This is a genomic window from Humibacillus sp. DSM 29435 (assembly GCF_001758225.1).
Classification (GTDB): domain Bacteria; phylum Actinomycetota; class Actinomycetes; order Actinomycetales; family Dermatophilaceae; genus DSM-29435.
In genome coordinates this window covers 348,198-374,764 of record NZ_MAST01000001.1, presented here as the reverse complement: position 1 = coordinate 374,764, position 26,567 = coordinate 348,198, and the positions used below count along the sequence as shown (strand labels likewise).

General features: G+C 70.5%; 29 protein-coding genes. 20 read left to right on the top strand and 9 right to left on the bottom strand.

The window, feature by feature from the left end; genetic code table 11:
* Positions 1-29: 29 nt before the first annotated feature.
* Positions 30-1,391 (bottom strand): 4-aminobutyrate--2-oxoglutarate transaminase, encoded by a 1,362-nt coding sequence (gene gabT, locus BA895_RS01780; protein ID WP_070190123.1) that lies wholly within the window; start codon positions 1,389-1,391, stop codon positions 30-32.
* Between the two features lie 218 nt (positions 1,392-1,609).
* Between gabT and BA895_RS01775 the strand changes: the two genes are divergently transcribed.
* The 7 genes from BA895_RS01775 (at position 1,610) to BA895_RS01745 (ending at position 7,650) form a co-directional block, all read left to right on the top strand.
* Positions 1,610-2,005 carry a molybdopterin-binding protein gene (locus tag BA895_RS01775; protein ID WP_070190122.1) on the top strand — a complete coding sequence of 132 codons (396 nt, stop codon included), beginning with the start codon at positions 1,610-1,612 and terminating at the stop codon, positions 2,003-2,005.
* On the top strand, positions 2,002-2,817 hold the full coding sequence (gene modA / locus BA895_RS01770) for a molybdate ABC transporter substrate-binding protein (protein ID WP_070190121.1): 816 nt from the start codon (positions 2,002-2,004) through the stop codon (positions 2,815-2,817). Before BA895_RS01775 ends, modA begins: the two co-directional genes overlap by 4 nt.
* Positions 2,818-2,870: 53 nt before the next feature.
* Entirely contained in the window at positions 2,871-3,656 is a 786-nt protein-coding gene (locus BA895_RS01765) for an ABC transporter permease (protein WP_070190281.1), read from the top strand.
* Between the two features lie 10 nt (positions 3,657-3,666).
* Positions 3,667-4,734 carry a sulfate/molybdate ABC transporter ATP-binding protein gene (locus BA895_RS01760; RefSeq protein ID WP_070190120.1) on the top strand — a complete coding sequence of 356 codons (1,068 nt, stop codon included), beginning with the start codon at positions 3,667-3,669 and terminating at the stop codon, positions 4,732-4,734.
* A 52-nt stretch (positions 4,735-4,786) separates the two neighbouring features.
* A complete protein-coding gene (locus BA895_RS01755) occupies positions 4,787-5,611 on the top strand; it encodes an SCO family protein (protein WP_070190119.1) in 825 nt (274 codons plus the stop codon).
* A 69-nt stretch (positions 5,612-5,680) separates the two neighbouring features.
* A complete protein-coding gene (locus BA895_RS01750; protein WP_070190118.1) occupies positions 5,681-6,835 on the top strand; it encodes an acyl-CoA dehydrogenase family protein in 1,155 nt (384 codons plus the stop codon).
* A gap of 50 nt (positions 6,836-6,885) precedes the next feature.
* Entirely contained in the window at positions 6,886-7,650 is a 765-nt protein-coding gene (locus BA895_RS01745) for an SDR family NAD(P)-dependent oxidoreductase (RefSeq protein WP_070190117.1), read from the top strand.
* A gap of 485 nt (positions 7,651-8,135) precedes the next feature.
* Here BA895_RS01745 and BA895_RS01740 read toward each other — a convergent pair whose 3' ends face one another.
* The gene (locus tag BA895_RS01740) at positions 8,136-8,465 is read right to left on the bottom strand and encodes a DUF952 domain-containing protein (RefSeq protein ID WP_070190116.1); all 330 of its coding nucleotides are present in this window, start codon (positions 8,463-8,465) and stop codon (positions 8,136-8,138) included.
* A 35-nt stretch (positions 8,466-8,500) separates the two neighbouring features.
* Here BA895_RS01740 and arfB point away from each other — a divergent pair, with 35 nt between their 5' ends.
* Positions 8,501-8,956, top strand: coding sequence for an alternative ribosome rescue aminoacyl-tRNA hydrolase ArfB (gene arfB / locus BA895_RS01735; RefSeq protein ID WP_070190115.1), 456 nt, complete (start codon positions 8,501-8,503; stop codon positions 8,954-8,956).
* A 118-nt stretch (positions 8,957-9,074) separates the two neighbouring features.
* On the top strand, positions 9,075-9,668 hold the full coding sequence (locus BA895_RS22930; protein WP_083282856.1) for a sigma factor: 594 nt from the start codon (positions 9,075-9,077) through the stop codon (positions 9,666-9,668).
* A 37-nt stretch (positions 9,669-9,705) separates the two neighbouring features.
* On the opposite strand, the gene BA895_RS01725 is transcribed toward BA895_RS22930, so the two are convergent.
* Positions 9,706-11,130, bottom strand: a complete 1,425-nt coding sequence (locus BA895_RS01725) for an FAD-binding oxidoreductase (protein WP_070190114.1) — start codon at positions 11,128-11,130, stop codon at positions 9,706-9,708.
* Between the two features lie 70 nt (positions 11,131-11,200).
* On the opposite strand from BA895_RS01725, the gene BA895_RS01720 reads away from it, so the two are divergent.
* The 7 genes from BA895_RS01720 (at position 11,201) to BA895_RS01690 (ending at position 17,716) form a co-directional block, all read left to right on the top strand.
* Positions 11,201-11,950: an alpha/beta hydrolase gene (locus BA895_RS01720; RefSeq protein WP_139142467.1), complete on the top strand. Its 750-nt coding sequence runs from the start codon at positions 11,201-11,203 to the stop codon at positions 11,948-11,950.
* A 128-nt stretch (positions 11,951-12,078) separates the two neighbouring features.
* Entirely contained in the window at positions 12,079-13,809 is a 1,731-nt protein-coding gene (locus BA895_RS01715) for a S8 family serine peptidase (protein ID WP_083282855.1), read from the top strand.
* Entirely contained in the window at positions 13,806-14,573 is a 768-nt protein-coding gene (locus tag BA895_RS01710; RefSeq protein WP_070190112.1) for an SDR family NAD(P)-dependent oxidoreductase, read from the top strand. Before BA895_RS01715 ends, BA895_RS01710 begins: the two co-directional genes overlap by 4 nt.
* 87 nt (positions 14,574-14,660) lie before the next feature.
* On the top strand, positions 14,661-14,999 hold the full coding sequence (locus BA895_RS01705; RefSeq protein WP_070190111.1) for a lycopene cyclase domain-containing protein: 339 nt from the start codon (positions 14,661-14,663) through the stop codon (positions 14,997-14,999).
* Positions 14,992-15,351 (top strand): lycopene cyclase domain-containing protein, encoded by a 360-nt coding sequence (locus BA895_RS01700; RefSeq protein WP_070190110.1) that lies wholly within the window; start codon positions 14,992-14,994, stop codon positions 15,349-15,351. Before BA895_RS01705 ends, BA895_RS01700 begins: the two co-directional genes overlap by 8 nt.
* Positions 15,348-16,133: a class I SAM-dependent methyltransferase gene (locus BA895_RS01695; protein ID WP_070190109.1), complete on the top strand. Its 786-nt coding sequence runs from the start codon at positions 15,348-15,350 to the stop codon at positions 16,131-16,133. The genes BA895_RS01700 and BA895_RS01695 overlap by 4 nt, the downstream gene beginning before the upstream one ends.
* Positions 16,130-17,716, top strand: a complete 1,587-nt coding sequence (locus BA895_RS01690; protein ID WP_070190108.1) for an NAD(P)/FAD-dependent oxidoreductase — start codon at positions 16,130-16,132, stop codon at positions 17,714-17,716. The genes BA895_RS01695 and BA895_RS01690 overlap by 4 nt, the downstream gene beginning before the upstream one ends.
* A 108-nt stretch (positions 17,717-17,824) precedes the next feature.
* Here the strand turns inward: BA895_RS01690 and BA895_RS01685 are convergent, their stop codons facing one another.
* Genes BA895_RS01685 through BA895_RS01675 form a run of 3 tightly spaced genes read right to left on the bottom strand, consistent with a single transcriptional unit; the run spans position 17,825 to position 20,377 of the window.
* Positions 17,825-18,757 carry an ATP-binding cassette domain-containing protein gene (locus tag BA895_RS01685; protein WP_070190107.1) on the bottom strand — a complete coding sequence of 311 codons (933 nt, stop codon included), beginning with the start codon at positions 18,755-18,757 and terminating at the stop codon, positions 17,825-17,827.
* Entirely contained in the window at positions 18,754-19,557 is an 804-nt protein-coding gene (locus BA895_RS01680; protein ID WP_070190106.1) for an ABC transporter permease, read from the bottom strand. The genes BA895_RS01685 and BA895_RS01680 overlap by 4 nt, the downstream gene beginning before the upstream one ends.
* A complete protein-coding gene (locus BA895_RS01675; RefSeq protein ID WP_371327681.1) occupies positions 19,550-20,377 on the bottom strand; it encodes an ABC transporter permease in 828 nt (275 codons plus the stop codon). Before BA895_RS01675 ends, BA895_RS01680 begins: the two co-directional genes overlap by 8 nt.
* A gap of 44 nt (positions 20,378-20,421) precedes the next feature.
* On the opposite strand from BA895_RS01675, the gene BA895_RS01670 reads away from it, so the two are divergent.
* From BA895_RS01670 to BA895_RS01655, 4 genes are read left to right on the top strand one after another with little or no spacing between them, the layout of a single operon-like run.
* Complete coding sequence (locus BA895_RS01670) at positions 20,422-20,973, top strand: gluconokinase (protein WP_070190104.1); 552 nt, start codon at positions 20,422-20,424, stop codon at positions 20,971-20,973.
* A complete protein-coding gene (locus tag BA895_RS01665) occupies positions 20,970-22,478 on the top strand; it encodes a GntP family permease (protein WP_070190103.1) in 1,509 nt (502 codons plus the stop codon). Before BA895_RS01670 ends, BA895_RS01665 begins: the two co-directional genes overlap by 4 nt.
* A gap of 3 nt (positions 22,479-22,481) precedes the next feature.
* A complete protein-coding gene (locus BA895_RS01660) occupies positions 22,482-22,871 on the top strand; it encodes a PPOX class F420-dependent oxidoreductase (protein ID WP_070190102.1) in 390 nt (129 codons plus the stop codon).
* Between the two features lie 2 nt (positions 22,872-22,873).
* Positions 22,874-23,104 carry a hypothetical protein gene (locus tag BA895_RS01655; protein ID WP_070190101.1) on the top strand — a complete coding sequence of 77 codons (231 nt, stop codon included), beginning with the start codon at positions 22,874-22,876 and terminating at the stop codon, positions 23,102-23,104.
* A gap of 3 nt (positions 23,105-23,107) precedes the next feature.
* Here the strand turns inward: BA895_RS01655 and BA895_RS01650 are convergent, their stop codons facing one another.
* From BA895_RS01650 to radA, 3 genes are all read right to left on the bottom strand, one after another.
* A complete protein-coding gene (locus tag BA895_RS01650; protein ID WP_305778064.1) occupies positions 23,108-23,956 on the bottom strand; it encodes an A/G-specific adenine glycosylase in 849 nt (282 codons plus the stop codon).
* 22 nt (positions 23,957-23,978) lie between these two features.
* Positions 23,979-25,052, bottom strand: a complete 1,074-nt coding sequence (gene disA / locus BA895_RS01645; RefSeq protein ID WP_070190099.1) for a DNA integrity scanning diadenylate cyclase DisA — start codon at positions 25,050-25,052, stop codon at positions 23,979-23,981.
* Between the two features lie 62 nt (positions 25,053-25,114).
* Positions 25,115-26,530 (bottom strand): DNA repair protein RadA, encoded by a 1,416-nt coding sequence (gene radA / locus BA895_RS01640; RefSeq protein WP_070190279.1) that lies wholly within the window; start codon positions 26,528-26,530, stop codon positions 25,115-25,117.
* Positions 26,531-26,567: the final 37 nt, after the last annotated feature.

Here is a 26,567-nt window from a genome sequence, read left to right as displayed (position 1 = left end):
GCCCAGCGACCAGGGGGTCTGAGCCGGGTTCAGCCGGCGGCAGCCGCGAAGGCGGCCTCGAAGATGTCGAGGCCCTCGTTCAGCAGGGCGTCACCCGCGGCGAGGGGCGGCAGGAACCGGAAGACGTTGCCGTAGGTGCCACAGGTAAGCGTGACCAGGCCCTCGGCGTGGCACGCCTTGTTGACGGCTGCCGTGAGCGCCGCGTTGGGCGTGAGGTCACCGGGGCCGTTGACCAGCTCGATCGCGAGCATGGCGCCTCGCCCGCGGATGTCGCCGATCTGGGGGAACCGCTCGGCCAGGGCCCGGAGGCGAGGCAGGAAGATCGCCTCGACCTGGCGAGCGCGGCCGCACAGGTCCTCCTCCTTCATGGTCTCGATCGCGCCGAGCGCGGAGGCGCAGGCGACCGGGTTGCCGCCGTAGGTGCCACCGAGCCCACCGCCGTGAACGGCATCCATCATCTCGGCGCGGCCGGTGACGCCCGCGAGGGGCAGCCCGCCGGCCATCCCCTTGGCGGTGGTGATGAGGTCGGGCACGACGCCCTCGTGCTCGCTGGCGAACCAGTCGCCGGTGCGGCAGAAGCCGGTCTGCACCTCGTCGGCGATGAGCAGGATGCCGTTGTCGGTGCACCACTCGCTGACCTGTTTCATGAAGCCGGGCGCGGGCACGATGAAGCCACCCTCACCCTGGATCGGCTCCATGACGACCGCTGCCACGTTGCCGGCCCCGACCTGCGTCTGCACCTGCGAGACGAAGACGTCGAACGACTCCTTCGCGCAGTCGGCCGGGCCGCCGGGCCAGCGGAAGGGGTAGCTCATCGGGGCGCGGTAGATCTCGTTCGCGAACGGCCCGAACCCCTGCTTGTAGGGCATGTTCTTGGCCGTGAGCGCCATCGTGAGGTTGGTGCGGCCGTGGTAGCCGTGGTCGAGCGCGACGACCGCCTGTCGACCGGTGAAGTACCGGGCCACCTTGACCGCGTTCTCGACCGCCTCGGCGCCGGAGTTGAACAGGGCCGAACGCTTCTCGTGGTCTCCAGGGGTCAGCTCGTTGAGGGCCTCAGCCACCTCGAGGTACTCCTCGTAGGGGGTGACCATGAAGCAGGTGTGGGTGAAGTCGGCGACCTGGGCGGTCACCCGCTCGACCACTCGCGGCGCGGCGTTGCCGACCGTCGTCACAGCGATGCCCGACCCGAAGTCGATGAGCTGGTTGCCGTCGACATCGACGAGGATGCCGCCCGCCGCGCGCTCGATGTAGACCGGGAGCCCGGTGCTGACGCCCGACGACACCGCAGCGGTCTTGCGCTGCTGCAGGGCGGCCGACCTGGGGCCGGGGATCGCGGTCGCCAGGACGCGCTTCTGCTCGACGGTGTGCTCGCGGGAGACGGTGGTGGTCATGGCTCCAGTATGCCGCCGCATCGGGGCCGCACGACAGCGCCGTCGCGACGGGTGGCGCCCGTCACACCATGTCTCCTCGCGGCGTACTACCGCCCGCGAGCGGACGTCTCGTGCGACACGAACGGTCCTCTCGATGGGCGTCTCACGTAGAGAGAACGCTTCGTGCGCCACGTACTGCCCCTTCGACGGGTAGCAGATGCGTGTGTACAGTTCGCTTCATGCCGCATCTGCGTATCAGCGAAGCCGCCGGGCTGCTCGGGGTCTCCGACGACACCGTGCGCCGCATGGTCGACAGTGGCCGCCTGTCGGGCGGCTCCGACGACTCCGGTCGCCGCACGGTCGACGGCGCCGAGCTCGCCGCCGTGGCGCAAGAGCTGGCCCACCCCGCAGAGGTGGGCACCATCGGCGCCGCCTCGGCCCGCAACCGCATGCGCGGAATCGTCACCGCCATCACCACCGACCGCGTGATGGCCAAGGTCGAGATGCAGTGCGGCCCCTATCGCATCGTGTCGCTGCTCTCCACCGAGAGCGTCGAAGAGCTCGGGCTGACCATCGGTTCGGTGGCAGTCGCCTCGGTCAAGTCAACCCATGTCGTCGTGGAGGTTCCCGCATGATCACCGTTCCGAGCGCTCGCACCAGAGCCCTGACCCTCGCCCTCGCCACCGGGATGGCGCTCTCGCTCGCCGCCTGTGGCAGCACGAGCACGCCGGCGCCCGCAGACTCAGCGGCCACCGGTTCGTCGAGTGCCGGGTCGGGCACGCTCACCGTCTTCGCCGCCGCCTCGTTGAAGAAGACCTTCACCGAGCTCGGCACCCAGTTCGAGGCGAGTCACCCGGGCACCAAAGTCACCTTCAGCTTCGCCGGCTCCTCCGACCTCGTCACCCAGCTGCAGCAGGGCGCTCCGGCCGACGTGTTCGCCTCGGCCGACACCAAGAACATGGACAAGGCGACCGGCGACAACCTGGTAGCCGGCTCCCCGAGCAACTTCGCCTCGAACACCCTGGAGATCGCGGTCCCACCAGGGAACCCGGCCAAGGTGACCTCGCTCAAGGACCTCACGAACCCGGCCGTCAAGGTCGTCATCTGCGCGCCCGAGGTGCCGTGCGGCTCGGCTACCAAGAAGGTCGAGACGGGCGCCGGGCTGACGATCAAGGCAGTCAGTGAGGAGCAGTCGGTCACCGATGTGCTGAACAAGGTGCAGACCGGCGAGGCCGACGCCGGGCTGGTCTACGTGACCGACGTCGAGGGCGCGGGCGACAAGGTCGAGGGCATCACCTTCCCGGAGTCGTCGCAGGCCGTGAACCGGTACCCGATCGCCGTGCTGGCCTCGAGCAAGAACCAGGAGCTCGCCACGGCTTTCACCGCCCTCGTGCTGGGCGACCAGGGTCGACAGGTGCTGGCCGACGCGGGCTTCGCCAAGCCCTGACCCCGGCCTCCTCACGGACCGAGCACAGAGACCAGGCGCAGAGACGGGTGGCCATGCGGCCGAAGGTGTACTCGGGTCTGCCACGGTGGGTCTTTCTGCCCGCCGCAGTCGGGGCCGTGTTCGTGCTGCTGCCCCTGGGTGCGATGGCGGCCAAGGTGCAGTGGTCGCAGTTCTTCACGCTCATCACCTCCGACTCCTCCATCGCTGCGCTCAAGCTCAGCCTGCAGACCTCGACCGCCTCGACGGTGTTGTGCGTCGTGCTCGGTGTGCCGATGGCGATGGTGCTGGCCCGCACGACGTTTCCCGGTCAACGCATCGTCAGGTCGCTGATGCTGCTGCCGCTCGTGCTGCCGCCGGTGGTCGGCGGCATCGCGCTGCTCTACACCTTCGGTCGCAGGGGGCTGCTGGGGCACTCTCTGGAGGTGCTGGGCATCCAGATCGCCTTCTCGACAACGGCCGTGGTGCTCGCGCAGGCGTTCGTCGCCCTGCCGTTTCTCGTCGTGGCCCTCGAAGGCACGCTCCGCACGGTCGGGCAGCGCTACGAGATCGTGGCCGCGACCCTCGGCGGGCGGCCCACCACGGTGCTGTTGCGGGTCACGCTGCCCCTCGTGCTGCCGGGCCTGCTGTCGGGGGCCGTGCTCTCGTTCGCGCGCTCGCTCGGCGAGTTCGGTGCGACGCTCACCTTCGCCGGCAGCCTTCAAGGCGTCACGCGCACCCTCCCGCTCGAGATCTACCTCCAACGGGAGAGCGACGCCGACGCGGCCGTGGCCCTGTCGCTGGTGCTGGTGGTCATCGCCGTGCTCGTGGTCGGCCTGGCCCAGGGGCGACGCAGCCCATGAGAGGAGCCCCATGAGCCTGTCGATGAGCGCGACCGTGACCGCGCGTGACCTTGAGCTCGAGCTGCAGATGGCCGCCGGAGAGCGCGTCGCGGTGCTCGGGCCCAACGGCGCCGGAAAGTCGACGCTGTTGGCCGTGCTGGCCGGCATCCTGCGCCCCGATGCAGGACGGGCCACCCTCGGCGAACGGGTGCTCTACGACCGGGACTCGCCACACGGCGTCTGGCTGCCGCCGCACGCGCGGGGAATCGCGCTGTTGGCCCAGGACCCGCTCCTGTTCCCGCACCTCAGCGCGCTCGACAACGTCGCCTTCGGGCCTCGCGCTGCCGGCGAACGCGCTGCCGAGGCCCGAGCGACGGCCCGCTACTGGCTCGACGAGGTCGGGGCCGGCGAGTTCGCCGACCGCCGACCCGCGCAGCTGTCCGGTGGGCAGGCACAACGAGTAGCCATCGCCCGGGCCCTCGCGGCGCAACCACGACTGCTGCTGCTCGACGAGCCGATGGCCGCGCTCGACGTGGGGGCAGCGCCCCTGCTGCGGCGCGTGCTGCGCCGCGTGCTGGCCGACCGAGCCGCACTCATCGTCACGCACGACCTTCTCGACGCCCTGCTGCTCGCCTCCCGAGTCATCGTCATCGACCACGGGCGCATCGTCGAGTCGGGCCCGACCGAGGACGTCATCCGGCGACCCCGCACCCCGTTCACCGCTCGCATCGCCGGGCTCAACCTGGTGAAGGGGGTCGCCACGAGCCGAACCCACCTACGAGACGCGCACGGCGTGGAGGTCGAGGGGTCACCGAGCGCTGACCTCGTCGAGGGCGAGCCGGCCCTGGCTGTCTTCAGCCCCACCGTCGTGGCGGTCTACGTCGAGCCGCCGCACGGCAGCCCCCGCAACACCTTCCCGGTCACCGTCGCCGAGCTCGAGCCCCGCGACGCCCAGGTGCGGGTGCGCTCGCACGACCGGTCGGGCAGCACCTTCCTGGCCGACGTCACCGCCTCATCGGCCGGCGAGCTCGACCTCTACCCGGGCAAGCGGGTCAGCTACAGCGTCAAGGCCACCGCCGTCACGATCTACCCCTCCTGACGCCCGCACTCCTCGTTCGGCGAACGCTCAGGTGCGCGCGTCAGGATGACACGTGCCCTGCTCGCCCCGACTGACGACCCTCACCGCCGCCGTCGGTGTCTCGGCCCTCTGCCTGGCCCTGTCTGCCTGCGGGCAGCCGGCATCCACCGCGTCGGCGTCCTCGGCACCCTCGGCGTCCGGCCCACCCGTCCAAGCACTGGCGCCGAGCCCGCTGGCCGCGATCGGCACGAGCACGGATGCCGAGCTGCCGGCATCCGTGCTCGACCTGCCCCTCGTCGATGCCTCCGGTAGGCCACACCCGCTGTCGAGCTTCGCCGGCAAGATCCTCGTGATCTCCGACACGATGACCCTGTGCCAGGAGACCTGCCCCATCGACACCGCCTCGGTGGTGCAGACCGCTCGTGCGGCAGCCCAGGCGGGGCTAAATGGTCAGGTGGAGTTTGTCTCCATCACGGTCGACCCCCAGCGTGACCAGGGCGCGCAGCTGAAGGCGTACAACGCCCTCTTCGCCCCGGCCCCGGAGAGCTGGACGAGCCTGACCGGGCCACCGGCCGCGATCAAGACCCTGTGGGACCGGCTCGGCGTCTACCGCGAGAAGGTGGCGCAGGACAACCCACCGCCGAAGAACTGGCGCACGGGCAACCCGCTCACCTACGACATCGAACACTCCGACGAGGTGTTCTTCCTCGACGCGCGCCAGCACGAGCGGTTCGTCATCGAGGGCCCGCCTCACCTCTCGGGCAAGAACGCCCTGCCGGCCACTCTCGACACCTTCATGGACGACGACGGTCATCACAGCCTGGCCCACCCCGACCCGACCGACTGGACTCCCCCACAGGCGATCACGGTCATCGACTGGCTGCGGGCCAATGCCTGAGGGGCGCCCACTGGATGCAGGAACGTCTCACCTTTTGGACGAAATGCTCGGACGTCCTAGTATTCGGTCATGCCCGCAACCCGGCTGATGCCCACTGACGAAGCCGCCGACCTCATCGAGCTGACCCGAGAGATCTGCCGCAAGGAGCTCGCTCCGAAGGTCGACGACGCCGAACGCAAACGCAACTTCCCGGCCGACACCTTCCGCACGCTCGGGCAGGCCGGCCTGCTGTCGCTGCCCTACCCAGAGGAGTTCGGCGGCGCCGACCAGAGCTACGAGGTCTACCTGCAGGTCGTCGAGGAGATCGCCTCGGTGTGGATGAGCGTGGCCGTCGGCATCACCGTGCACAGCCTGACGGCCTACCCCGTGGCGGCTTTCGGCTCGCGCGAGCAGCAGGAGGCGCTGCTGCCGGGGATGCTCTCGGGCGAGCAGCTCGGCGCCTACTGCCTCTCGGAGCCGCTGGCCGGCTCCGACATCGCCTCGATGACGACCCGGGCCACGCGCACCGCCGGGTCACCAGCCGCCTGGACCCTCAAGGGCACCAAGGCCTGGATCTCGCACGCCGGCCACGCCGACTACTACACGACCTTCGCCCGCACCGCCGACACCGGCGCCAAGGGCCTGTCGACCTTCATCGTGCCGGGACACGCCGCGGGCCTGCTCTTCGCCGAACCAGAACGCAAGATGGGTCTGCACTGCGACCCCGTCGCGCAGGTGACCTTCGACAGCGTCGCCGTCGACGGAGACCGCATGGTCGGCGACGAGGGCCAGGGCATGCGCATCGCCCTCTCGGCCCTCGACTCCGGCCGGCTTGGAATCGCCGCCGCCGCAACGGGGCTCGCGCAAGGCGCTCTCGACCAGGCCGCGGCCTACGCAAAGGAGCGCCAGCAGTTCGGGCGGGCTATCGGCTCGTTCCAGGGCGTCGCGTTCATGCTCGCCGACATGGAGGCTGCGGTCACCTCGGCCCGCGCCACCTACCTGTACGCCGCCCGCCTCAAGGATGCCGGTCGCCCCTTCGGCAAGGAGGCGGCCGTTGCGAAGCTGGTCGCCACCGACGCCGCCATGAAAGTGACGACCGACGCCGTTCAGGTGCTCGGCGGCGCGGGCTACACCGAGGACTTCCCACTGGAGCGCTACCTCCGCGAGGCGAAGGTGACGCAGATCTTCGAGGGCACGAACCAGATCCAGCGACTCGTCATCTCGCGCGCCGTGCTCGGCGGCTGAGTCCTCCTCACCCCTCCCGACCCATCGAACTGATCGCGAAAGGCACTGCCATGCAGCTGAACCCGACCTCCGTCGCCCTGGTCACCGGCGGCGCGTCCGGCCTCGGCGCGGCGACGGCGCGGCGCCTCGTCGCTGACGGCGCTCAGGTGGTCATCGTCGACCTGCCGTCCTCTCCTGGCGCCGAGCTCGCCACCGAGCTCGGCGAGGCGGCCGTCTTCGTGCCCGCCGACGTGCGTGACGAGGCCCAGGTGCAGGCGGCGGTCGACACCGCTCTCGAACGCGGCGAGCTGCGCGTCGTGGTCACCTGCGCGGGAATCGGCACGCCCGGCCGGGTGGTGGGGCGCAAGGGGCCATTGCCTCTCGAGACGTTCCGCGCCGTGGTCGAGGTGAACCTCATCGGCACCTTCAACGTGCTCCGGCTGGCAGCAGCCGCCATGATCGCCAACGAACCGGTCGACGGTGACCGCGGTGTCATCGTGATGACCGCCAGCATCGCGGCCTACGACGGGCAGGTCGGGCAGGCCGCCTACGCCGCCAGCAAGGGTGGCGTCGTCGGTCTCACCCTCTCAGCGGCGAGAGACCTTGCCGACAAGGCGATCCGGGTGGTCACCATCGCCCCCGGAACCTTCGCCACTCCCATGTTGGAGGGCCTGCCGGAGGAGGCGACGGCGGCGCTCGAAGCCGGAGTGCCGCATCCGTCACGGTTGGGCCGGCCCGATGAGTACGCGTCGCTCGCCCGACACGTGATCGACAACTCGATGCTCAACGGCGAGGTCATCCGGCTCGACGGTGCGTTGCGGATGCCGCCCCGCTGATCCGCTCGTGAGCGTGGCTCTCCAGGCCAGCGGCATCCCAGCCACGGTCCGACTCCCGCGGTCCAACCCCGCGCCCCCGGCCACCAACCCAGCCACGGTCCGATCCATGCGGTCCAACCCCAAGCCCCCGACCACCAACCCAGCCACGGTCCGACTCCCGCGGTCCAACCCCAAGCCCCCGACCACCAACCCAGCCACGGTCCGACTCCCGCGGTCCAACCCCAAGCCCCCGACCACCAACCCAGCCACGGTCCGACTCCTGCGGTCCAACCCCGCGCCCCCGACCACCAACCCAGCCACGGTCCGACTCCCGCGGTCCAACCCCAAGCCCCCGACCACCAACCCAGCCACGGTCCGACTCCTGCGGTCCAACCCCGCGCCCCCGACCACCAACCCAGCCACGGTCCGACTCCGTGCGGTCCAACCCCGAGCCCCCGGCCACCAACCCAGCCACGGTCCGACTCCCGCGGTCGGGGACGCGCGGTTCAGGCGTGGGGCGGGTCGAGGCGCGTCGTCGCCACGACAGCGCTCACATCGATCGGGCCGTACACGTGCGGGAAGAGCTCGTCGCTGCCGGGATGGCCCGGCTCGCGCACCACGTCGGCGGTGAGGGCGGACTCGTCGATCTCAAGCAGCACCAGCGGCTCGTCGACCGCGGCGTAGAAGCTCCGACGCACCACCGGCCACTGCTCCGCGGTGGAGGCATGGATGAAGCCCTCCTCGTCGAGGGTGCGACCGACGGTCGATTGCCGGTACGAGCCGACCCGCCGCGCGTCGTCCCAATGCGACTGCTGGGCCAGGTGGTAGATGGTCATGCGCCCAGTATTGCCGGTGGGCCGACAATGGGCGGGTGAGCGAACCGGGACGCGACCTCGTGGTGCCACCCGGCCCCGGCCTGCCCGACGGCCTGGTCATCCCGGCCACAGAGCTGCTGGAACGGTTCAGCCGCTCGAGCGGCCCGGGCGGGCAAGGGGTCAACACGACCGACAGCCGGGTGGAGCTGCTCTTCGAGCCGGGTCGCTCCACGGCCCTGACGCCCCTTCAGTCGGAGCGACTCAGCGCCGCCTGGGCCGGCGAGCTGGTGAACGGACGGCTGTCGATCGTGGCCTCAGAACGACGGTCACAGCTGCGCAACCGCGCGGCGGCCCGAGACCGCCTCGTCGCCCTGATCCGCGGCGGGCTGGCCCCGCCCTCTCCGCCTCGACGGCCAACCCGCCCCACCCGCGGCTCCCAGCGTCGACGGCTCGAGGCCAAGCGCCAACGAGGACAGACCAAGTCGCGTCGTGGGCCCGTCACCGACGACTGACCAGCACTCCGGTTCAACGCCTGCGGTCGAAACTCCTGAAATCGAGATGACAACCTGTCGGCGTCGAGCCGCGTTGAGGTGTCGTCAGGGCAGAACCGGACGATGATGGGGGAGGGTGATGGGCAGCGTCGAACGCGAGGCCGACTTCTCGGCCTACGTGAGCGCCCGGCAGAGCTCCCTGGCCCGGTTCGCCTATCTGCTGACCGGTGGTGCCCACGAGGCCGAAGACCTTGTGCAGTCGGTGCTGGCCAAGGTCTACGCCAAGTGGGACTGTCAGGAGTCGCCCGACAGCCTCGCCTCGTGCTGGGCCGTCGTCGACCTGACGTCGAGCCGCTTCACCCGGTCGGTGGAGAAGTGCGGCAACACCTTCCTCCCCAGCGCCTTCTCAGCGAACGGCACCTATCTCGTGGGTGAGAACGCGTCCAGTGGCGGCTTCTTCTCCCGGTTCATGATCGTTCGGGCAGACACCGGCAAGGCGGTCTTCGGCGGCGGGCCGGACTCGGCCGACGATGGAGCGGGGTGGAGCGTACGTCTCGGGGCGGACGAGCGCACCGTCTGGCTGTCGGCGAACACGTCGACACCGCGATTCCCCGCCGAGGCCAACAGCGTTCAGCAGTGCACGATCGGCGCCGGCTGCCGCGGGGTCACGCCCGCCCTGAAGACTCCGCGCAGTCAACCCCACTACGTGGTGGAGAGCCCGACCAGCGACTGACGTGGTTGCCGGCTGAGGTCGCCCAACGGCGTCAAGCTCAGGAGTCGAAGCCGAGACCGACCTTGTCGAGAGCACGCAGCAGCAGGTTGCGTTCACCCTCGCGGTGGTCGGCCCGGTCGAGGGAGTGACGGGTCAGGTTGATGCCCAGCGAGGCGACCGGTTCGGGAGGGAAGGGCAGCGGCATCCGCCCCACCATCGTCAACGACGTGCGCGGCGTAGTGTCTCCCGCGAGCCGGTCGAGCATCACCTCGGCCGCGAACCGCGTCGCCGCCACACCGAGTCCGGTGAAGCCGGCCGCGTAGGCGACCCGGCCCTGTCGAGCCAGTCCGTGGAAGGCACAGAACTGGGTGGAGGTGTCGATGGCCCCGGCCCAGCGGTGCGAGAAACGCAGCCCTTCGAGCTGGGGGAACATCGTGAAGAAGTGCGCGGCCAGCCGGCGGTGGCTCTCGGGGCGGCGCTCGTAGGCCGGACGTACCCGCCGCCCGTACCGGTAGATCGCGTCGTAGCCACCGATGAGGATGCGGTTGTCGGCCGAGAGCCGCAGGTAGTGGAACTGGTTGGCCATGTCACCGAGCCCCTGCCGCCCCGCCCAGCCGACCGAGGCGAGCTGTTCCGCCGAGAGCGGCTCGGTCATCAGCACGTAGTCGTAGACCGGAACGGTGAGCAGTCGGGTGCGCTTGACCAGGGATGGAAAGACGTTGGTACCCAAGGCGACCCGCTCAGCCACGACCGATCCCGAGTCGGTGCGTAGCGTGACGGCCCCATCGCCACCGGTGCGCTCGCTCTCGATCGCCGTGACGCGCGTGTGCTCGTGAATCTCTACGCCGAGCTCGCTGGCGACCCGGGCCAGCTCGTGAGCCAGCCGACCGGGGTGCACGAGCCCGCAGGAGTCGCGTTCGAACGTGCCGGCCAGGAAGATCGGGCTGTCGATCTCGGCTCGCACGGCGGCCCGGTCGAGAAACTCCCCGGAGCCCTCGCTAGCCCACTCGACCTGGTGCGGCTCGACCGCCACCTCGAGCATGCCGGTGCGTTCGAACTGGCAGTCGATGCCGAGGTCGGCGATGTCGGAGGCCATGCCTTCGAGGTTCGCGGCCCCCAGTCGCTCGAGCTCGTCGTACTCGCCCGGCCAGCGGCTGCGCCCGTTGGGCTCGCCGTGGGTCAGGCTCGCGTCGACGAAGCCCCCGTTGCGCCCCGAGGCCGCCCAGCCGATGGTCTTCGCCTCGAGCAGAAGGACGCGGGCGCCAGGGTTGCGGCGTTTGGCCAGCACCGCGGTCCAGAGACCGGCATACCCCCCTCCCACGACAGCGAGGTCGGTGCTGCGCACTCCACGCAGCGGTTCGAACGAGGGCCGCTCGCCGCTGTCGTCGAGCCAGAAGACCGCCTCGCGACTTTGGGCGAGCGCCGCCTCGACCTGCGCGGCAGGTGGCGCGAGCCGTTCGTAGACCGTGCTCCCAGTCGACATCGGGCTCTCTCTCCTCGTGCTCATCGGGCGCCGCCCGCTCGGCCCCGACGGCGTTGTTCCATCATGGAGCATGCGACACACCTTCACCGACGTGGGCTCCAAACGCGTCCACGCCCTGGTGGTCGACCCTCCAGCCGGTCGCTCAGCCGCCTCCGTCGTGCTGGTTCCGGGCCTCGGTCTGCCGAAGTACGCCCTGCCGACCGCCCACGCGATCGCGGCGCGTGGCGTGAGCGTCGCTCTGCTCGACCTGCCGGGCTTCGGCCTCCGCGAGCCCAACAGCACCCGACCCAACGTGCACGCGATCGGGCTGCTGACGGCCGCCTGGGTCATCAGTCAGCCGACGGACCACCGCACCACGATCATCGGGCACTCGACCGGTTCACAGGCCGCGCTCACCGCCGCGCTCTTCGCGCAGGAACGGCATCCGAACCTCTCGCTCGTGATGGCGGGGCCCACGTTCACCCCGCCGCAGCGTCGCTGGCCGCACCTGGCGCGCGCCGCTGTGACCGCCTACCGCGACGACACCCTGCGCCAGATCCGACCGAGCGAGGTCGCGCGCGGCTGGTGGGGGGTTCCCTCGATCCTGCTGTCCGGACTCGCCGACGCCCCCGACGAGCGCGTAGGCCGCTTACGGATGCCGTTGTCGCTCACCTCGGGCGTGCACGACTCGTTCGCGCCCCGCGAGTGGCTCGAGCGGCTGGCCACCCTCGCCGTCGCGTCGCCCCGGGTCCGCGTCTCGACGCAACCCGGTTCGCACAACAACCCGTACACCCACCCCCATCACGTCGCCGGCGTCGTGCTCGACTCGCTCTCCGCCTGACCTGCACGCGAGAGTCCCCACCCGGGCTGGCGCGATCGGGGGCGAGCGGCAACGATGGAGGGGTACGCCACGCTCATCACCGGCGCACGCTCATGCTGACGCGACTCGACCCCTGGAGCTCTCCCCGTATGCGACCCACGACCGCAGTGCGCCGGGCCGTGATCGTCGTCGCGGCCGCGGCCCTCTGCGCCGGGGCCTCGGCGCAGGGCTCGAGCATTGCCGCGCCGACGGGCGTGGGGTCGTCGACGGCTGCCGCAGACGGGCCGGCCGCGGGCGGTCTGCAGACCGGTCGCCCCGCCGCCGACCCCGACCCGGGCGCGGCCGCCACCAGCGTGTCCGCCCTCGTCGACGCCGCGGCCGCACGCGCAGCTGCGGCCATCAGCGGGTCGAGTGCCCCCGGCGCTGCTGCCGAACAGGCAGAAGGCGACTCGCCGGCGGCTCTCGAAACCGGCCCGGGGCCATCGAGCGACCGACCGGCCTCGACCCCGGTGCCGATCTCGACGCCCGACGGGCTGCTCATGAGCTACGTCGTCAACGCCAAGACTGCCGGCCCCGCTCAGACCCAGCGCGTCGCGGCGGCCGTGCGGCGGGCCGGCGGCGTCGTGGTGCAGTCGTGGCCCCAGATCGGTGTCGTCGTCGCCCACTCGACGAACGGGTCGTTCCGAGGTGACGTCAGGGCCAAGGGCGGCGCGGCAGTCATCTCGGTCGGGGCGACGCGCAGCGTGGCGGTCGCCGAAGGCACGCCGGAGGGAAGCGCCGGCGCCGGCGCTGGCGCCACAGACATCCCTGACGCGGCCATGCCGCTGCTGGGCGGTGACGACCCCGCCCTCGACCCGCTCGAGACCGACCAGTGGGACCTGGCCATGATCAAGGCCGACGAGGCGCACGAGGTTACTGACGGGTCCCGTCAGGTGGTGGTGGGTGTGCTCGACAGCGGCATCGACGCCGATCACCCCGACCTCGCCGCCAACCTCGACGTCGCCGACTCGGTCAACTGCTCCGACGCCGGGCGACCCGACCCCTCGGCCACCGGCTGGCGGCCGACGACGAGCGACCACGGCACCCACGTGGCCGGCACCATCGCGGCCGCCCGCAACGGGATCGGCATGGTCGGCGTCGCCCCCAAGGTGAGGGTCGCGTCGGTCAAGGTGGTCGACGACGCCGGCTACATCTACCCCGAGTACGCCGTGTGTGGCTTCGTCTGGGCCGGCCTGCGCGACATGGACGTGACCAACAACAGCTACTACATCGACCCGTTCCAGTTCTACTGCTCCGACCAGCCCGACCAGGCCGCCGCGAAGGAAGCCGTGCGCCGGGCCGTCGCCTGGTCGACCTCGCGAGGCGTGGTGCATGCCGCCGCCGCGGGCAACTCGGCCTACGATCTGGCGAACAAGACGACCGACGACACCAGCCCCGACGACGGCACCCCGGTGAGGCGCGTCATCAACAACGGCTGCCTCGACATCCCCACCGAGCTACCGGGTGTGGTCACCGTGTCGTCGCTGGCGCAGGTCGGCAACACTCTCGACTCCTCCTTCTCCGGGTTCTCCAACCGTGGCCTGGGCAAGATCGACGTGGCGGCGCCCGGCTCCGGCATCCTCTCGACGGTGATCGCCGACAACGGCTACGGCCTCAAGAGCGGCACCTCGATGGCCACCCCCCACGTCGCTGGCGTGCTGGCCCTGATGAAGAGCCGGCACCCCGGCTGGAAGCCGGCGAAGCTCATCACCGAGCTTCGCGCTCAGGCCGACCCGAAGGCCTGCCCACCCTCGACGCCCAATGCGCCCTGCGTCGGCACCACCTCCGACAACAGCTACTTCGGCCACGGGGTCGTCGACGCCCTCGCCGCCGTGCGATGAGCGCCCTCGACCGCTTCCGGCTCGACGGTCGCGTCGCCGTGGTCACGGGTGGCACGCGAGGCCTCGGTGAGGGCTTTGCGACCGCCCTGGCCGAAGCCGGCGCCAGCGTCGTGCTCGTCGGTCGCGACAGCGCGCGAGGAGAGCATGTGGCGCAGAACCTGCTCGACCAGGGCCATTCGGCGCACTTCGTCACGGCCGACGTGACCTCGGGCGCTGACGTCACGCGGATGCTCGACGAGACCCTGACCGCCTTCGGACGGGCAGACGTGCTCGTCAACAACGCCGGCGCGTGCGTTCACGCCCCTGCCCTCGAGGTCACCGACGACGACTGGCGCGCGGTCATGAACGTCAACCTCGACGCCGTCTGGCGCTGCGCCCAGACCTTCGGCCGTCACTTCGTCGGTCAGCAGTCCGGCGTCATCGTCAACATCGGCTCGATGTCGGGTCTCATCGTCAACCGTCCACAGTGGCAGCCGGCCTACAACGCGTCCAAGGCGGCCGTGCACCACCTCACCCGAAGCCTGGCCGCCGAGTGGGGACCGTACGGGGTGCGGGTCAACGCCCTGGCGCCCGGCTACATCAAGACCGACATGTCACCGGTCGACGACCCCCGGTTCCGCCGGCAGTGGGTCGAAGACGCACCCCTCGTGCGGTACGGCACCGTCAGCGAGCTCGCGCCTGCCGTCGTCTTCCTGGCCAGTGACGCCTCGAGCTTCGTGACCGGCTCGGTGCTCGTCGCCGACGGCGGCTACACCGCCTTCTGACCGGTCGTACCCGTTCGTAGCCCCTCGCATAGGCTGGTGGCGACGGGTGCCTGGCCGACCAGCGGCCAAGAGATGAGAACGGGGCCGATGGACGACCACTACCAGTACCTCGCCCTGATGGCGGGGTGCCTACTGATCACCCTTCCCCTCGAGTTCGTGTTCTCCGCAAAGGTGTACCGGCGCCCGAAGCTGCTGCTGGCCGCCATGATCCCGGTCGTCATCGTCTATGCGGTGTGGGACATCCTCGGCATCTGGCGAGGGCACTGGAGCTACAACCCCAGCTACGTCACCGGCATCCAGCTGCCGTTGCGGATGCCGCTCGAAGAGCTCGTCTTCTTCGTGGTCATCCCGATCTGCGGGTTGCTCACGTACGAGGCCGTCGGCACCGTGTTCACCTGGGCGCGGAGGTGGCGGGCCCGTGCCTGAGTACACCGTGCTGGCCGTGCTCTCGGTCGTGGCCACCGTCGTTCTCGAACGTCGCGTCGGGCTGGGGCTCTTCCGGAAGGCGCAGTTCTGGGTCTCGATGGCCATCGTCGCGTTCTTCCAGGCCCTCGTCGACGGCTGGCTGACGAAGCTGAGCGCGCCGATCGTGATCTACAACGCGGAGCACCACCTCGGCCTCCGCTTCCCTTGGGACATCCCGGTCGAGGACTACCTCTTCGGCTTTTCCATGGTCACCAGCGCCATCGTGCTCTGGGAGCGCGCCAAGCGAAAGCAGCGCACCACCACGATCACGGCCGCGGGCTCGGCCACCACCGACAGAGGGAGCAAGGAATGACGACGTCCGAGGCCGTGAACCGAAGCCAGGTGCCTGAGGCGTTCGATGAGGTCGCCGACCGCTACGACCTCATGGTCGGGCTCAACCCCGGCTACCACGCCCACCTGCGAGCCTCTGCGCAGGTGCTGGTCGACGCCCTCGCGGCGGCGGCCAACGCGGCGGCAGGCATGGCGGCGCCCAGCACGCACCCGGTCACGGTGGTCGACATCGGCTGCGGCTCCGGCGCCTCGACCCGAGCCCTCGTGCAGACCCTCGACGTGGCCGGCCTCGACTACCGGCTGATCGGGGTCGACGGTTCGGCCGGCATGCTCCGGGAGGCGCGAGCGAAGACGTGGCCGGCGAACGTGAGCTTCGCCCAGGGCCGGGCCGAACAGCTGGCCGACCTGCCGGAGCTGGGCGGCATCGAGCTCGACGCCATCTTCGCGGCCTACCTCGTGCGCAACGTCTCGCAGCGCGACGACCTGTTCACCACCCTGCTGGGCCTGTTGCGGCCCGGCGGCACCCTGGTGGTCCACGAGTACTCGGTGGCGGGCAACCGCGCCGCCACCGCGGTCTGGAGCGCCGTCTGCTGGGGTGTGGTCGTTCCGCTCGGTTGGGTCACCTCGCGACGCACCCGTCTGTACCGCTACCTGTGGCGCAGCGTGATCGACATGGACTCCGTTCCCGCACTGCGCACCCGGCTGCGTGACGCCGGCTTCGAACAGGTGCGCTCGAGCACCATCGGCGGCTGGCAGCGCGGCATCATCCACACCTTCCACGGACAGAGGCCGAAGCGATCATGAACCAGGCCACCTGGGTACCGGGCCGCGACCCCCGGGCCGTCAGACACCTCGCCCCCCGCCCTCGCACCGGTGGGGAGGGCTTCACCCCCCGGGGCGTGGTCGTGGTCGGTGGCGGCATCGCGGGGCTGACGGCCGCAGTGGGCCTCGCCGAGCGAGGCGTTCGGGTCACACTCGTGGAGCGTCAGCAGACCCTGGGCGGGCGAGTGCGTTCCTGGCCGATCGGCCTCTGCGAACAGGACGCTCGTGAGGATGCGGCCGAGACCGCCACCATGAGTCGAGGGTTCCACGCGTTCTTCCGGCAGTACTACAACCTTCGTGCCCTGCTGCGACGCGGAGACCCCGGCCTCGAGCGGCTGATGCCCCTCGACGACTACCCCCTGCGCCTCGCCGACGGCCCGACCGACTCCTTCGCGAGCATCCCGCGCACCCCACCCCTCAGCATCGCCGCCTTCGTGGCCCAGAGCCCCAGCTTTCCGTTGTCGGCCCTGCGCCACGTCGACATCGGGGCCGCGTTGGGCCTGCTCGACGTCACCTTTCCGGCGACCTACAGCGAGTACGACGGGGTGAGCGCCGCCGACGTGCTCGACCGGCTGAAGTTTCCCGACGAGGCCCGTCACCTCGCCCTCGAGGTGTTCGCGCGCAGCTTCTTCGCCGACCCGCGCGAGTTCTCGGGCGGTGAGCTCGTGGCGATGTTCCACACCTACTTCACCGGTTCCGCCGAGGGCCTGCTCTTCGACGTACCACGCGCCGCGTACGACGAGGCACTCTGGGCCCCGCTCGGTCGCTACCTGTTCAGCTTGGGGGTCACCACCCTGACCGCACGTTCGGTCACTGCGCTCGACGAGAGCGACGCCGGCATCCGCGTCACCCTCGACGACGAACAAACGATCGAGGCGGATGCCGTGGTGCTCGCCACCGACCGGGCGCCCTTGCAGCAGCTCGTGGCCGGGGCGCCCTGGCTCGGTGACGAGCAGTGGCGTTCCCGCGTGGCCGCCCTGCGCATCGCACCTCCCTTCATCGTCTGGCGGCTGTGGCTCGACCGGCAGCCGGCCCCGGGTGCGCCACCGTTTCTCGGCACGAGCCGCTTTGGGCCCCTCGACAACGTGTCGTTCGTCGAGCAGATGGAAGACGGCGCCCGCGACTGGGCGACGCGCACCGGCGGATCCGTCGTCGAGCTGCACGCCTACGCCGCGCCAGCAGACTTCGACGAGACGGCCATGCGCGCCGAGCTGCTGAGCCAGCTGCACCGCGTGCATCCAGAGCTGGCCCGGGCGACGGTCGTCCACGACGAGTGGATCGTCGCCGACGACTGCCCCCTGGCCGGCACCGACCCGTGGGCCGACCGGCCCGGTGTCACGACCAGCGACGCCCGCGTGGTGCTCGCCGGCGACGGCATCCGGTGTGAACACCCGGTGGCCCTGATGGAGCGCGCCGCGACCACCGGATGGCTCGCGGCCAACGCGCTGCTCACCGAGCGGGGGCTGCCCGGCCACGACGTGTGGACGGTGCCCCTCAAGGGGCGCGGCCAGGCCCTCGCCCACGCTGCCCGGCGGGCGATGGCCACCCTGCCCAGTCGGCGCTGACCGTCCTGACGACTCGATACTGACCGGCCACCTGCTGTGTGCGTTGACCCGGGTGCTGGCCCGGGTAGACGCACACGGCAGGGCGCGAGGTGAGGTGGCGGGTTCGGTCTACGGCCTCGAGGCCGCGTAGAGGCGGCGAACGACGTCTTCGATGTCGGGCTCCTCGATGGCCAGGTCGCGCACCTCCGCCACGGCCGACACCCGCGCCAGCACGGCCGCAGCCGTGGTGCTCTTCGGGTCGAAGGCCAGGCTCTGGCGCAACCCCTGCGACTCGTTCGAGACGAGGGTCGCCCCCGCGATGGCGGTCAGGGGCGGCGTGGGCACGGCGAGGTCGATGACGAGCAGCCGTTGCGCCCCCACGGTCGCGGCGAGACCGGCGAGCGTGCCGTCGAAGGCCAACGCACCACGGTCGATGACCAGCACCCGGTCACAGAGCCGCTCGATGTCGCCCATGTCGTGGGTGGTGAGCAGCAGGGTGGTCCCCCGCTCGCGCCGCTCGGCCACCAGAAACTCTCGCAGCCGCTGCTTCGAGAGCACGTCGAGCCCGATCGTCGGCTCGTCGAGGATCAGCAGGTCGGGCGTGTGCAGCAGAGCGGCCGCGATCTCGGCCCGCATCCGTTGGCCGAGCGAGAGCGAACGCACGGGCGTGCCCAGCTGTGGCCCCATCTCGAGCTGGTCGACGAGCTCCCGGGTTCGGGCCCGACCGGCTGCGGGGTCGAGGCGATGGATGGCGGCCAGGATCGTGAACGACTCCCCCAGCGGCAGGTCCCACCACAGCTGCGACCGTTGACCGAACACCACGCCCACCCGCCTGGCCACCGCGATCCGCTGGCGCATGGGGTCGAGCCCGCAGGTGCGTACGTGCCCCGACGTCGGCTTGAGGATGCCGGTCAGCATCTTGATCGTCGTCGACTTGCCGGCGCCGTTGGCACCGATGTAGCCCACGGACTCACCGGGTTCGACGACGAACGACATGCGGTCGACCGCTCGGGTCTTCTTGAACTCACGCACCAGCTCGCGCGTCTCGATGATGGTGCTCATCCACCTGCTCCTTGGTAGTGACGGGTGCCGGCACGCCAGCACAGACCGGCGACCGTCCAGGAGAGCACGGCGGCCAGCGGGGTGCACCACGCCAACCACAAGGGTGCCAGCCGGTCACCTGGCAGCTCGAGGATGCTGACGGCAGGAAGGTAGGCCACGAACGCCGTGGGGACCACGAAGGTCCAGAAGATGCGCAGTGGGCCCGGAAAGACCTGCTGGCTCTGCTGCGCAGAATAGGCGCCGCCGTAGGTGAAGCTGTTCGTGAACTCGGCGCCGTCGACGAGGAAGAACTGCAACCCCCCAGCGGCGGTGAACAGGGCCGAGAAGATGGCGGTGCCGCTCACGACCGTCAGCACCAGCAGGGCGACCACGGCGGGCGTCCAGGCGATGTCGGCCGTCGCCAGCGCCACCGTGAGCGCGAGGAGGGCCACCGACAGGCGACCGATGCGTCGCAGCGACAGGTCGCTGGTGACCAGCTGGGCGAGCAGCGGCAGGGGCCGCACGTAGAAGGCGTCGACCTGGCCGGCCCGGATGTAGGTGGGCAGGGTGTCGAGGTGGCCGACGAACAGGTCTGCGAGCGAGAAGGCGATGTTGCTGAGAGCGAAGACCAGCAGGGCCGCCGTGAAGTCGAGACCGCCCAGCACGTCGACGTTGTGGAAGATGACCCACACCTCGGCGAACTCCGCCACGCCGACGCCCACGGTGCCGAGGATGTCGGTGACGAAGGAGGCCCGGTACTGCATCTGCGCACGCATGCGTGAGGCGAGCAGCACTCGGTAGGGTTCCAGCCGGTCACCCACCCTGCACCTCCAGGCGTCGCCGGCCGGCGCTCAGCACCAGCTGGCCCAGACCGAGCAGCGCCACTGCCCAGAACAGCTGCACCGCAACGGTGCCCGTGATGTCGCCACCGGCGACTCGCCCGGCGAGGATGTCGACCGGGTTCTGCAGCATCGACGGGAAGGGCGACCACTGCGCCACGGTGCGCAGCCAGTCGGGAAACCACGGCACCGGGAGGTAGAGGCCCGACAGCAGGCCACCGACGATCATGTAGAGCATCCGGATGCCACGCACCTCGACGAGCCAGAACGCCAGCAGGTTGACGACGAAGCTGCCGGCGAAGGCCACGACCACGGCGAGCAGCAGCGAGACGAACCCGCTGGCCCAGCTGAGCACACCCGGCGGCCAGGCCAGGTCGAAGAACAGGGCGCCGGTGGCGAGGGTCGGCAGGCCGCGGGCGACCAGGTTGATGCCGGCGCGACCGAGATCGCCTGCGAGGTAGGCAAGCTGGGGATCGACCGGCCGTAGGAAGTCGACGGCGATGTCGCCCGTTCGCACCCGGGCGTTCACCTCCTGGAAGCCCCAGAGGTTGACCGTGCCGAGCAGGGCCTGACCCCACCACACGAAGGCGACCGCGGTCGCCGGGTCGTAGCCGGCGATGCTCTTACCGGCCGAGGCCAGGGCAGCGAGCACGACCGAGGCGCGGATGACGCCGAACACCGAGTTCGTCACCATGCCGGCCAACAGGGCCAGCCGGTAGGTCGAGTGCCTGCGGAAACCCGCGCGAACGAGGATCCAGAAGGTGCACATCAGATTCGTGAGACGGCAGACACGAGCGGCCACGTTACAACCTTCTGGCCTGCCCTTCAACGGGCTATGTTCTGTTCATGGGCATCAACGACGAAGCGCCATCACCGCCCCCGATCGACGTCGTGATCGTGATGGGGGTGTCGGGTAGCGGCAAGACGACCGTCGCCAAAGGGATCTCGACCGTCATGGGGTGGGAGTTCGCCGAGGGAGACGCGTTCCATTCCGACGCCAACGTGGAGAAGATGCGCAGCGGTCACCCGCTGACCGACGACGACCGTTGGCCCTGGCTCGAGTCCATCGGGGAATGGATCAGCGGAAAGGAGTCCGTCGGGGAGTCGGCCGTGGTCACCTGCTCGGCGTTGCGTCGGGTCTATCGAGACCTGCTTCGGCGCGACCGCCCGCACGTTCGCTTCCTGCACGTCGAGGCTCCCAGCGAGATCATCCACGACCGCATGGAGCACCGACCCGGGCACTACATGCCGGCGTCGCTGCTCACCAGCCAGATCGCCACCCTCGAGCCCCTCGAGAACGACGAGCCCGGCGTCTCCATCTCGAACGAGGGAACGGCGGCCACCGTGCTCGACCGGGCCCTCGGTGCGCTCGACCTCAGAAGGGACCACCAGGCATGAACTCGCTCACGTCGTCACCGGTCGTCACCCTGCTCGCCGACCCACCCAAGGTGCCCTACGCCGGCAGCGGGCAGCTGCTCGCCGCCTGCCTGATCGGCATCCTCGCGGTCGTCCTGCTCATCACGATCGCCAAGCTGCACCCGTTCCTGTCGCTGATGCTCGGCTCGGCGGTGCTGGGGGCGGTGGCCTTCATGCCGCCGATCCAGATCGTCGACAGCTTCGTGGCCGGCTTCGGCTCGACGACGGGGTCGGTCGGCATCCTCATCGCCCTCGGGGCCATGATCGGCAAGATCCTCGAAGACTCCGGCGGAGCGAACCGCATCGTCGCGACCCTCGTGGGGCGCGTGGGCAGAGGTGGGTTGCCTTGGATGATGGCCCTGATCGCCGCCATCCTCGGCCTGCCGCTCTTCTTCGAGATCGGCGTCGTGCTGCTCGTGCCGGTCATCATCATGGTCGCCAAGCGCACCGGGGTGTCGCTGATGCTCGTCGGCATCCCGGCCCTCGCCGGGTTGTCGGTGCTGCACGGTCTCGTCCCCCCGCACCCGGGGCCGCTGACGGCCATCGGCCTGCTCAAGGCCGACCTCGGCCTGACCCTGCTCTACGGCATCATCATCGCCATCCCCACCGTCATCGTGGCCGGCCCCATCCTGGCCCGGTTCGTCGACCAGTGGGTGCCCAAGAGCGCCGACTCGCTGGTGGCCGTCGGTGGCGCGAGCGGCGCGGGCACGTCCAGCGGTTCACGCGGCTCGAACGGCAAAGGCGCCGGCAGCCGCTCGAAGGGCAACAGGGGCGCCGACCTCGACGACCTCGACCCGTCCCGGCAGCCGGGCCGTCGCCGGGTGGCGTTCCGTACCGCGCTCATCGCCATCACCCTGCCGGTCTTCCTCATGCTCATCGACGCCATCCTCAAGCTGACCGTGACCGACAAGGAGAACAGCATCCGCAAGGTGGTCGACGTGCTCGGCACCCCGATCGTGGCCCTGCTCATCGCCGTCATCTTCGCCTACTTCGCGCTCGGTCTCGGTTCCGGCATGACCAAGAGCCAGGTGAGCGACACCTACGGAGCGGCGCTGCCCCCCATCGCCGGCATCCTGCTCATCGTGGCCGCCGGGGGCGGGTTCAAGCAGACCCTCATCGACGCCGGTGTCGGTGAGGTCATCAAGGACTGGGCGACCGGCGTCAACATCTCGGCGCTCGTACTCGGCTGGCTGGTGGCGGTACTCATCCGGCTCGGTACCGGCTCCGCGACGGTGGCGACCATCACCGCGGCCGGCATCGTCGGCCCGCTCGGCACCTCCCTGAGCGCGAGCCACCTCGCGCTGCTCGTGCTCGCCATCGGCTGTGGGTCGCTGTTCTTCAGCCACGTCAACGACGCCGGGTTCTGGCTCGTCAAGGAGTACTTCGGCCTCACCGTCGGCGAGACGATCAAGTCGTGGTCGGTGATGGAGACCGTCATCTCGGTGTTCGGGTTCGCACTCGTGATGCTGCTCAGTCTGGTCGTCTGACCGGTGGCGACCCCTCCGGGCAACCTCTCCGCGGCCGCCCTCGAGTTCCTCACCGTGCGCCACCTCGCGACCCTGACGACCCTGCGCCCCGACGGCACGCCACACGTGGTGCCGGTGGGGTTCACCTGGGAGGCCGAGTCGAGTCTGGCCCGGGTGATCACGAGCGGCACGAGCCTCAAGGCACGCAACGCCGCCGCCGGATGCCGGGCAGTGCTCTGCCAGGTCGACGGCCGCTACTGGCTCTCGCTCGAAGGGACGGCCACCGTGCTGACCGACCCGGCCTCCGTGCGAGACGCGGAGCAGCGGTACGCAGCCCGCTACCGCGTGCCGCGGGAGAACCCGGAACGGGTCGTGCTCGCCATCCACGTCGACCGCGTGCTCGGTAACGTCTGACCATGACGCAGATTGAGACGAACTGCTCCCAGTGCGGAGGCATCGAGTTCGAGGACGGGTTCGCGGAAGACACCGGCCAGGGTTCGTCGGGCTACCTGAGGTGGATCCCCGGGGCGTTGGAGCGCGGCATCTTCGGCGGTGCCGTTCGGCTGGGCAAACCTCGACGGAGCATCGCAGCGATGCGGTGCGTGGCCTGCAACCACCTCGAGCTCTACGTCGCTGAGGATGTCTGAGGGTCAGGCGGGCAGACGGAACCGCTGACGCGACAGGGGTTCGACCAGGCCGTCGGCGACGAGCGAGTCGAGGCAGCGCAGCACCTGGGCCTCTTCGGGGCCGGCGTCTTCCAGCGCCGTGAGGCCGACCGGCCCGGGCGCCGAGCGCAGCCGCTGCAACAGCTCGCCGCGCACCTGCCGGTCGGTTCCGTGCCACGACTGGCCCTTTCGGGCCGGCCCGTCGTAGGCCGGCCGCCCGGCCACGTTCCAGGCGCACAGGTCGGCGATCGGGCACTGCTCGCAGCGCGGGCCGCGAGCCACGCACACCAGCGCGCCGAGCTCCATCACGGCCACGTTCCACGTGTTCGCCGCGTCACGGTCGTGGGGCAGGCACTCGCGCGCGAGGTCGCTCTCGGCGCGCGTGAGAGTCAGGTGGGGCAAGGCGTTGCCCGTCACCGCCCGGGCCAGCACCCGCCGCACGTTCGTGTCGACGACCACCTCCGGCTCGGCGAACGCGAAGCACGCGACGGCCGCCGCGGTGTAGGCGCCGACCCCGGGCAGAGCGAGCAGGTCGGCGTGGCTGCTCGGCACCTCGCCCTGGTGTCGCTCGACCATCACCGTGGCCGCCTCGTGCAGCCGCAGGGCCCTCCGGGGGTAGCCCAGTCGGCCCCAGGCGCGTACGGCCTCACCGGGAGCCGCCGCGGCCAGGGCGGCCGGCGTCGGCCACCGCTGCATCCACTCACGCCAGGCCGGCTCGACCCTGGAGAGCGGGGTCTGCTGGGCCATCACCTCGGAGAGGAAGACCCCCCACGGGGTGGCCTCGGGGCGTCGCCACGGCAGGTCGCGGCCGGCATCCGCGTACCAGTCGTTCACCCGCCGGTGAAGCCGTGCCAGCTCAGACGTAGCGCTCAAGGATGCTCGACTCGGCCAGTCGCGACAGGCCCTCACGCACCGCGCGGGCGCGGCCCTCACCGACTCCCTCGACCAGCATGAGGTCTTCGATGCCGGCCGCGAGCAGGCGCTGCAACGACTCGAAGTGCAGCACGAGCCGTTCGACGATGGCCGGGGGCAACCGGGGCACCTTGGTCAGCAGCCGGTAGCCGAGCGGGCTGACCGGCGCATCGAGGCTGTCGCCGATGATCGAGAAACCGACCCCTCGGGCCCCGGAGGCGAGGTCGAGCAGGTCGACCGCGTTGAGCGACTGAAGCCCCTTGAGGGCTTCGTCGACGGTCAGCTCGGACTTGGTCGCCGGCAGGTAGTCACGAATGACGAGCTCACGGTCGTTGCCGAGACCGCCGATGAGCTCTTCGAGCTGCAGGCTGAGCAGTCGACCGTCGGTGCCGAGCTCGACGACGTAGTCCTGGATCTCGGCCGAGATGCGACGCACCATCTCGAGGCGCTGCAGCACGGCGGTCACGTCGCGCACCGTGACCAGGTCTTCGATCTCAAGGGCCGACAGGGTGCCGGTCACCTCATCGAGCCTCGACTTGTAGCGCTCGAGGGTCTGCAGGGCCTGGTCGGCACGCGAGAGCGTCGTCGGCGAACCCTCGATGACGTGCCGCTTGCTGCCGACGTAGAGCGCGACGACCCCCATCGACTGGCTCACCGAGATCACCGGGAAGCCGGTCTGCTTGGCGACCCGCTCGGCGGTGCGGTGGCGGGTGCCGGACTCGGTGGTCTCGATGCTCGAGTCGGGCACGAGCTGGGTGGCCGCACGTAGGATGCGGGTGGCGTCGGAGTCGAGCACGACCGCGCCGTCCATCTTGCACAGCTCACGCACCCGGGTGGCCGAGAACTCCATGTCGAGGGTGAAGCCGCCGGTGCAGATCGACTCGACCACCTTGTCGTAGCCGAGCACGATGAGCGCGCCGGTACGTCCGCGGAGGATGCGTTCGAGGCTGTCGCGCAGGTCGGTGCCGGGTGCGATGGCGCCGAGGGCGGCGCGCAGCAGCACGTCGTTCTGATCCATGACAGCCTGCCTCGAGGGATGCTGAGCGATGCCTGGGCACATCACCCCGACCACGGCGCAGTCTAGACGCTGCGCAGTGCGACTGCCTCGGGCGACCGCGCACCGGCGAGCCGACCCATGGCCTCGATCGCCCGCGGAACGTCAGCCACCTCGACCACCGAGATGCCGGGTGGCACCGTGAGCTCGCCGCTCGAGCCGTGGGGCACCAGGGCGTGCCGGAAGCCGAGGCGGGCCGCCTCGGCCAGGCGCCGCTGAAGCCCGCTGACCCGGCGGACCTCACCGGCGAGCCCCACCTCCCCGAAGGCCACGACGTCGGTAGCCAGCGGTTGGTCGACAACGGAGGAGGCCACGGCACAGACGATGGCGAGGTCGGCCGCCGGCTCGGTGATGCGCACCCCACCGACGGTCGCCGCGAAGATGTCGCGGTTGCCCACCGGAGCCCCGGCGCGCTTGTCGAGCACCGCGATGATCATGGCCAGGCGCGAGCTGTCGAGCCCGCTCGACGTGCGCCGCGGCGAGGGCAGGGTGGAGGGGGCCACGAGCGCCTGCACCTCGGCGACGAGCGGACGACGGCCCTCGAGGGTCACTGTGACGCAGGTGCCCGCGACGGCGTGGTCGCGATGCGACAGGAACAGGCCGCTGGGGTCGGGCAGGCCCACGATGCCCGCCTCGGACAGGTCGAAGCAGCCCACCTCGTCGGTCGGGCCGAACCGGTTCTTGACGGCGCGCACCAGCCGCAGACGAGAGTGGCGGTCGCCCTCGAACGCGACGACGACGTCGACAAGGTGCTCGAGCACGCGCGGGCCGGCGATCGAGCCGTCTTTGGTCACGTGCCCGACGAGCAGCACGGCGATGCCGGCCGCCTTCGCGGCCGCAATGATGCTCGCCGTCACCTCGCGCACCTGTGACACGTTGCCGGCCTGACCTTCGACCTGAGCGCTCGCGATCGTCTGCACCGAGTCGATGATGACGAGCTGCGGGCTCAGCGCCTCGATCTGGCCGAGCACGATCCCGAGGTCGGTCTCGGCGACCAGGTAGAGGCTGCTGGCCATGGCGCCGATGCGTTCGGCCCGGGTGCGCACCTGGGCAGCCGACTCCTCGCCGCTGACGTAGAGCACGCTGGCCCCCTGCCGGGCCGTTCGAGCCGCCACGTCGAGCAACAGGGTCGACTTGCCGATGCCTGGCTCGCCCGCCACGAGCACGACGCCGCCCGCGATGAGGCCCCCGCCCAGCACCCGGTCGAACTCGTCGACCCCGGTCGGCCGAGCCGACGCCTGGCTGATGTCGACCTCGTCGATGCGCTGGGCCGGCGTGGTGACGCTGGACGCGACGGTGCGTGCCGACCCGGCCCCGCCCGGCTCTGACACGCTCCCCCAGGCCTGGCACTCGCCGCACCGGCCCACCCACTTGGCGGTGGTCCACCCGCACTCGGTGCAGCGGAACGGGGAGGCGCGGCGTGATGTCGTGCGAGAGGCCATGGCGCCACCGTAGAGGCCGGCACCGACAGCAGCGGTA

Coding starts and splice junctions, on each gene's coding strand:
- BA895_RS01705 (WP_070190111.1), top strand. CDS start 14,661: ATGGACGACCACTACCAGTACCTCGCCCTGATGGCGGGGTGCCTACTG.
- BA895_RS01695 (WP_070190109.1), top strand. CDS start 15,348: ATGACGACGTCCGAGGCCGTGAACCGAAGCCAGGTGCCTGAGGCGTTC.
- BA895_RS01745 (WP_070190117.1), top strand. CDS start 6,886: ATGCAGCTGAACCCGACCTCCGTCGCCCTGGTCACCGGCGGCGCGTCC.
- BA895_RS01655 (WP_070190101.1), top strand. CDS start 22,874: ATGACGCAGATTGAGACGAACTGCTCCCAGTGCGGAGGCATCGAGTTC.
- BA895_RS01670 (WP_070190104.1), top strand. CDS start 20,422: ATGGGCATCAACGACGAAGCGCCATCACCGCCCCCGATCGACGTCGTG.
- gabT (WP_070190123.1), bottom strand. CDS start 1,391: ATGACCACCACCGTCTCCCGCGAGCACACCGTCGAGCAGAAGCGCGTC.
- BA895_RS01710 (WP_070190112.1), top strand. CDS start 13,806: ATGAGCGCCCTCGACCGCTTCCGGCTCGACGGTCGCGTCGCCGTGGTC.
- BA895_RS01685 (WP_070190107.1), bottom strand. CDS start 18,757: ATGAGCACCATCATCGAGACGCGCGAGCTGGTGCGTGAGTTCAAGAAG.
- BA895_RS01690 (WP_070190108.1), top strand. CDS start 16,130: ATGAACCAGGCCACCTGGGTACCGGGCCGCGACCCCCGGGCCGTCAGA.
- BA895_RS01750 (WP_070190118.1), top strand. CDS start 5,681: ATGCCCGCAACCCGGCTGATGCCCACTGACGAAGCCGCCGACCTCATC.
- BA895_RS01765 (WP_070190281.1), top strand. CDS start 2,871: ATGCGGCCGAAGGTGTACTCGGGTCTGCCACGGTGGGTCTTTCTGCCC.
- radA (WP_070190279.1), bottom strand. CDS start 26,530: ATGGCCTCTCGCACGACATCACGCCGCGCCTCCCCGTTCCGCTGCACC.
- disA (WP_070190099.1), bottom strand. CDS start 25,052: ATGGATCAGAACGACGTGCTGCTGCGCGCCGCCCTCGGCGCCATCGCA.
- BA895_RS01715 (WP_083282855.1), top strand. CDS start 12,079: ATGCGACCCACGACCGCAGTGCGCCGGGCCGTGATCGTCGTCGCGGCC.
- BA895_RS01665 (WP_070190103.1), top strand. CDS start 20,970: ATGAACTCGCTCACGTCGTCACCGGTCGTCACCCTGCTCGCCGACCCA.
- modA (WP_070190121.1), top strand. CDS start 2,002: ATGATCACCGTTCCGAGCGCTCGCACCAGAGCCCTGACCCTCGCCCTC.
- BA895_RS22930 (WP_083282856.1), top strand. CDS start 9,075: ATGGGCAGCGTCGAACGCGAGGCCGACTTCTCGGCCTACGTGAGCGCC.
- BA895_RS01775 (WP_070190122.1), top strand. CDS start 1,610: ATGCCGCATCTGCGTATCAGCGAAGCCGCCGGGCTGCTCGGGGTCTCC.
- BA895_RS01720 (WP_139142467.1), top strand. CDS start 11,201: ATGCGACACACCTTCACCGACGTGGGCTCCAAACGCGTCCACGCCCTG.
- BA895_RS01760 (WP_070190120.1), top strand. CDS start 3,667: ATGAGCCTGTCGATGAGCGCGACCGTGACCGCGCGTGACCTTGAGCTC.
- BA895_RS01740 (WP_070190116.1), bottom strand. CDS start 8,465: ATGACCATCTACCACCTGGCCCAGCAGTCGCATTGGGACGACGCGCGG.
- BA895_RS01725 (WP_070190114.1), bottom strand. CDS start 11,130: ATGTCGACTGGGAGCACGGTCTACGAACGGCTCGCGCCACCTGCCGCG.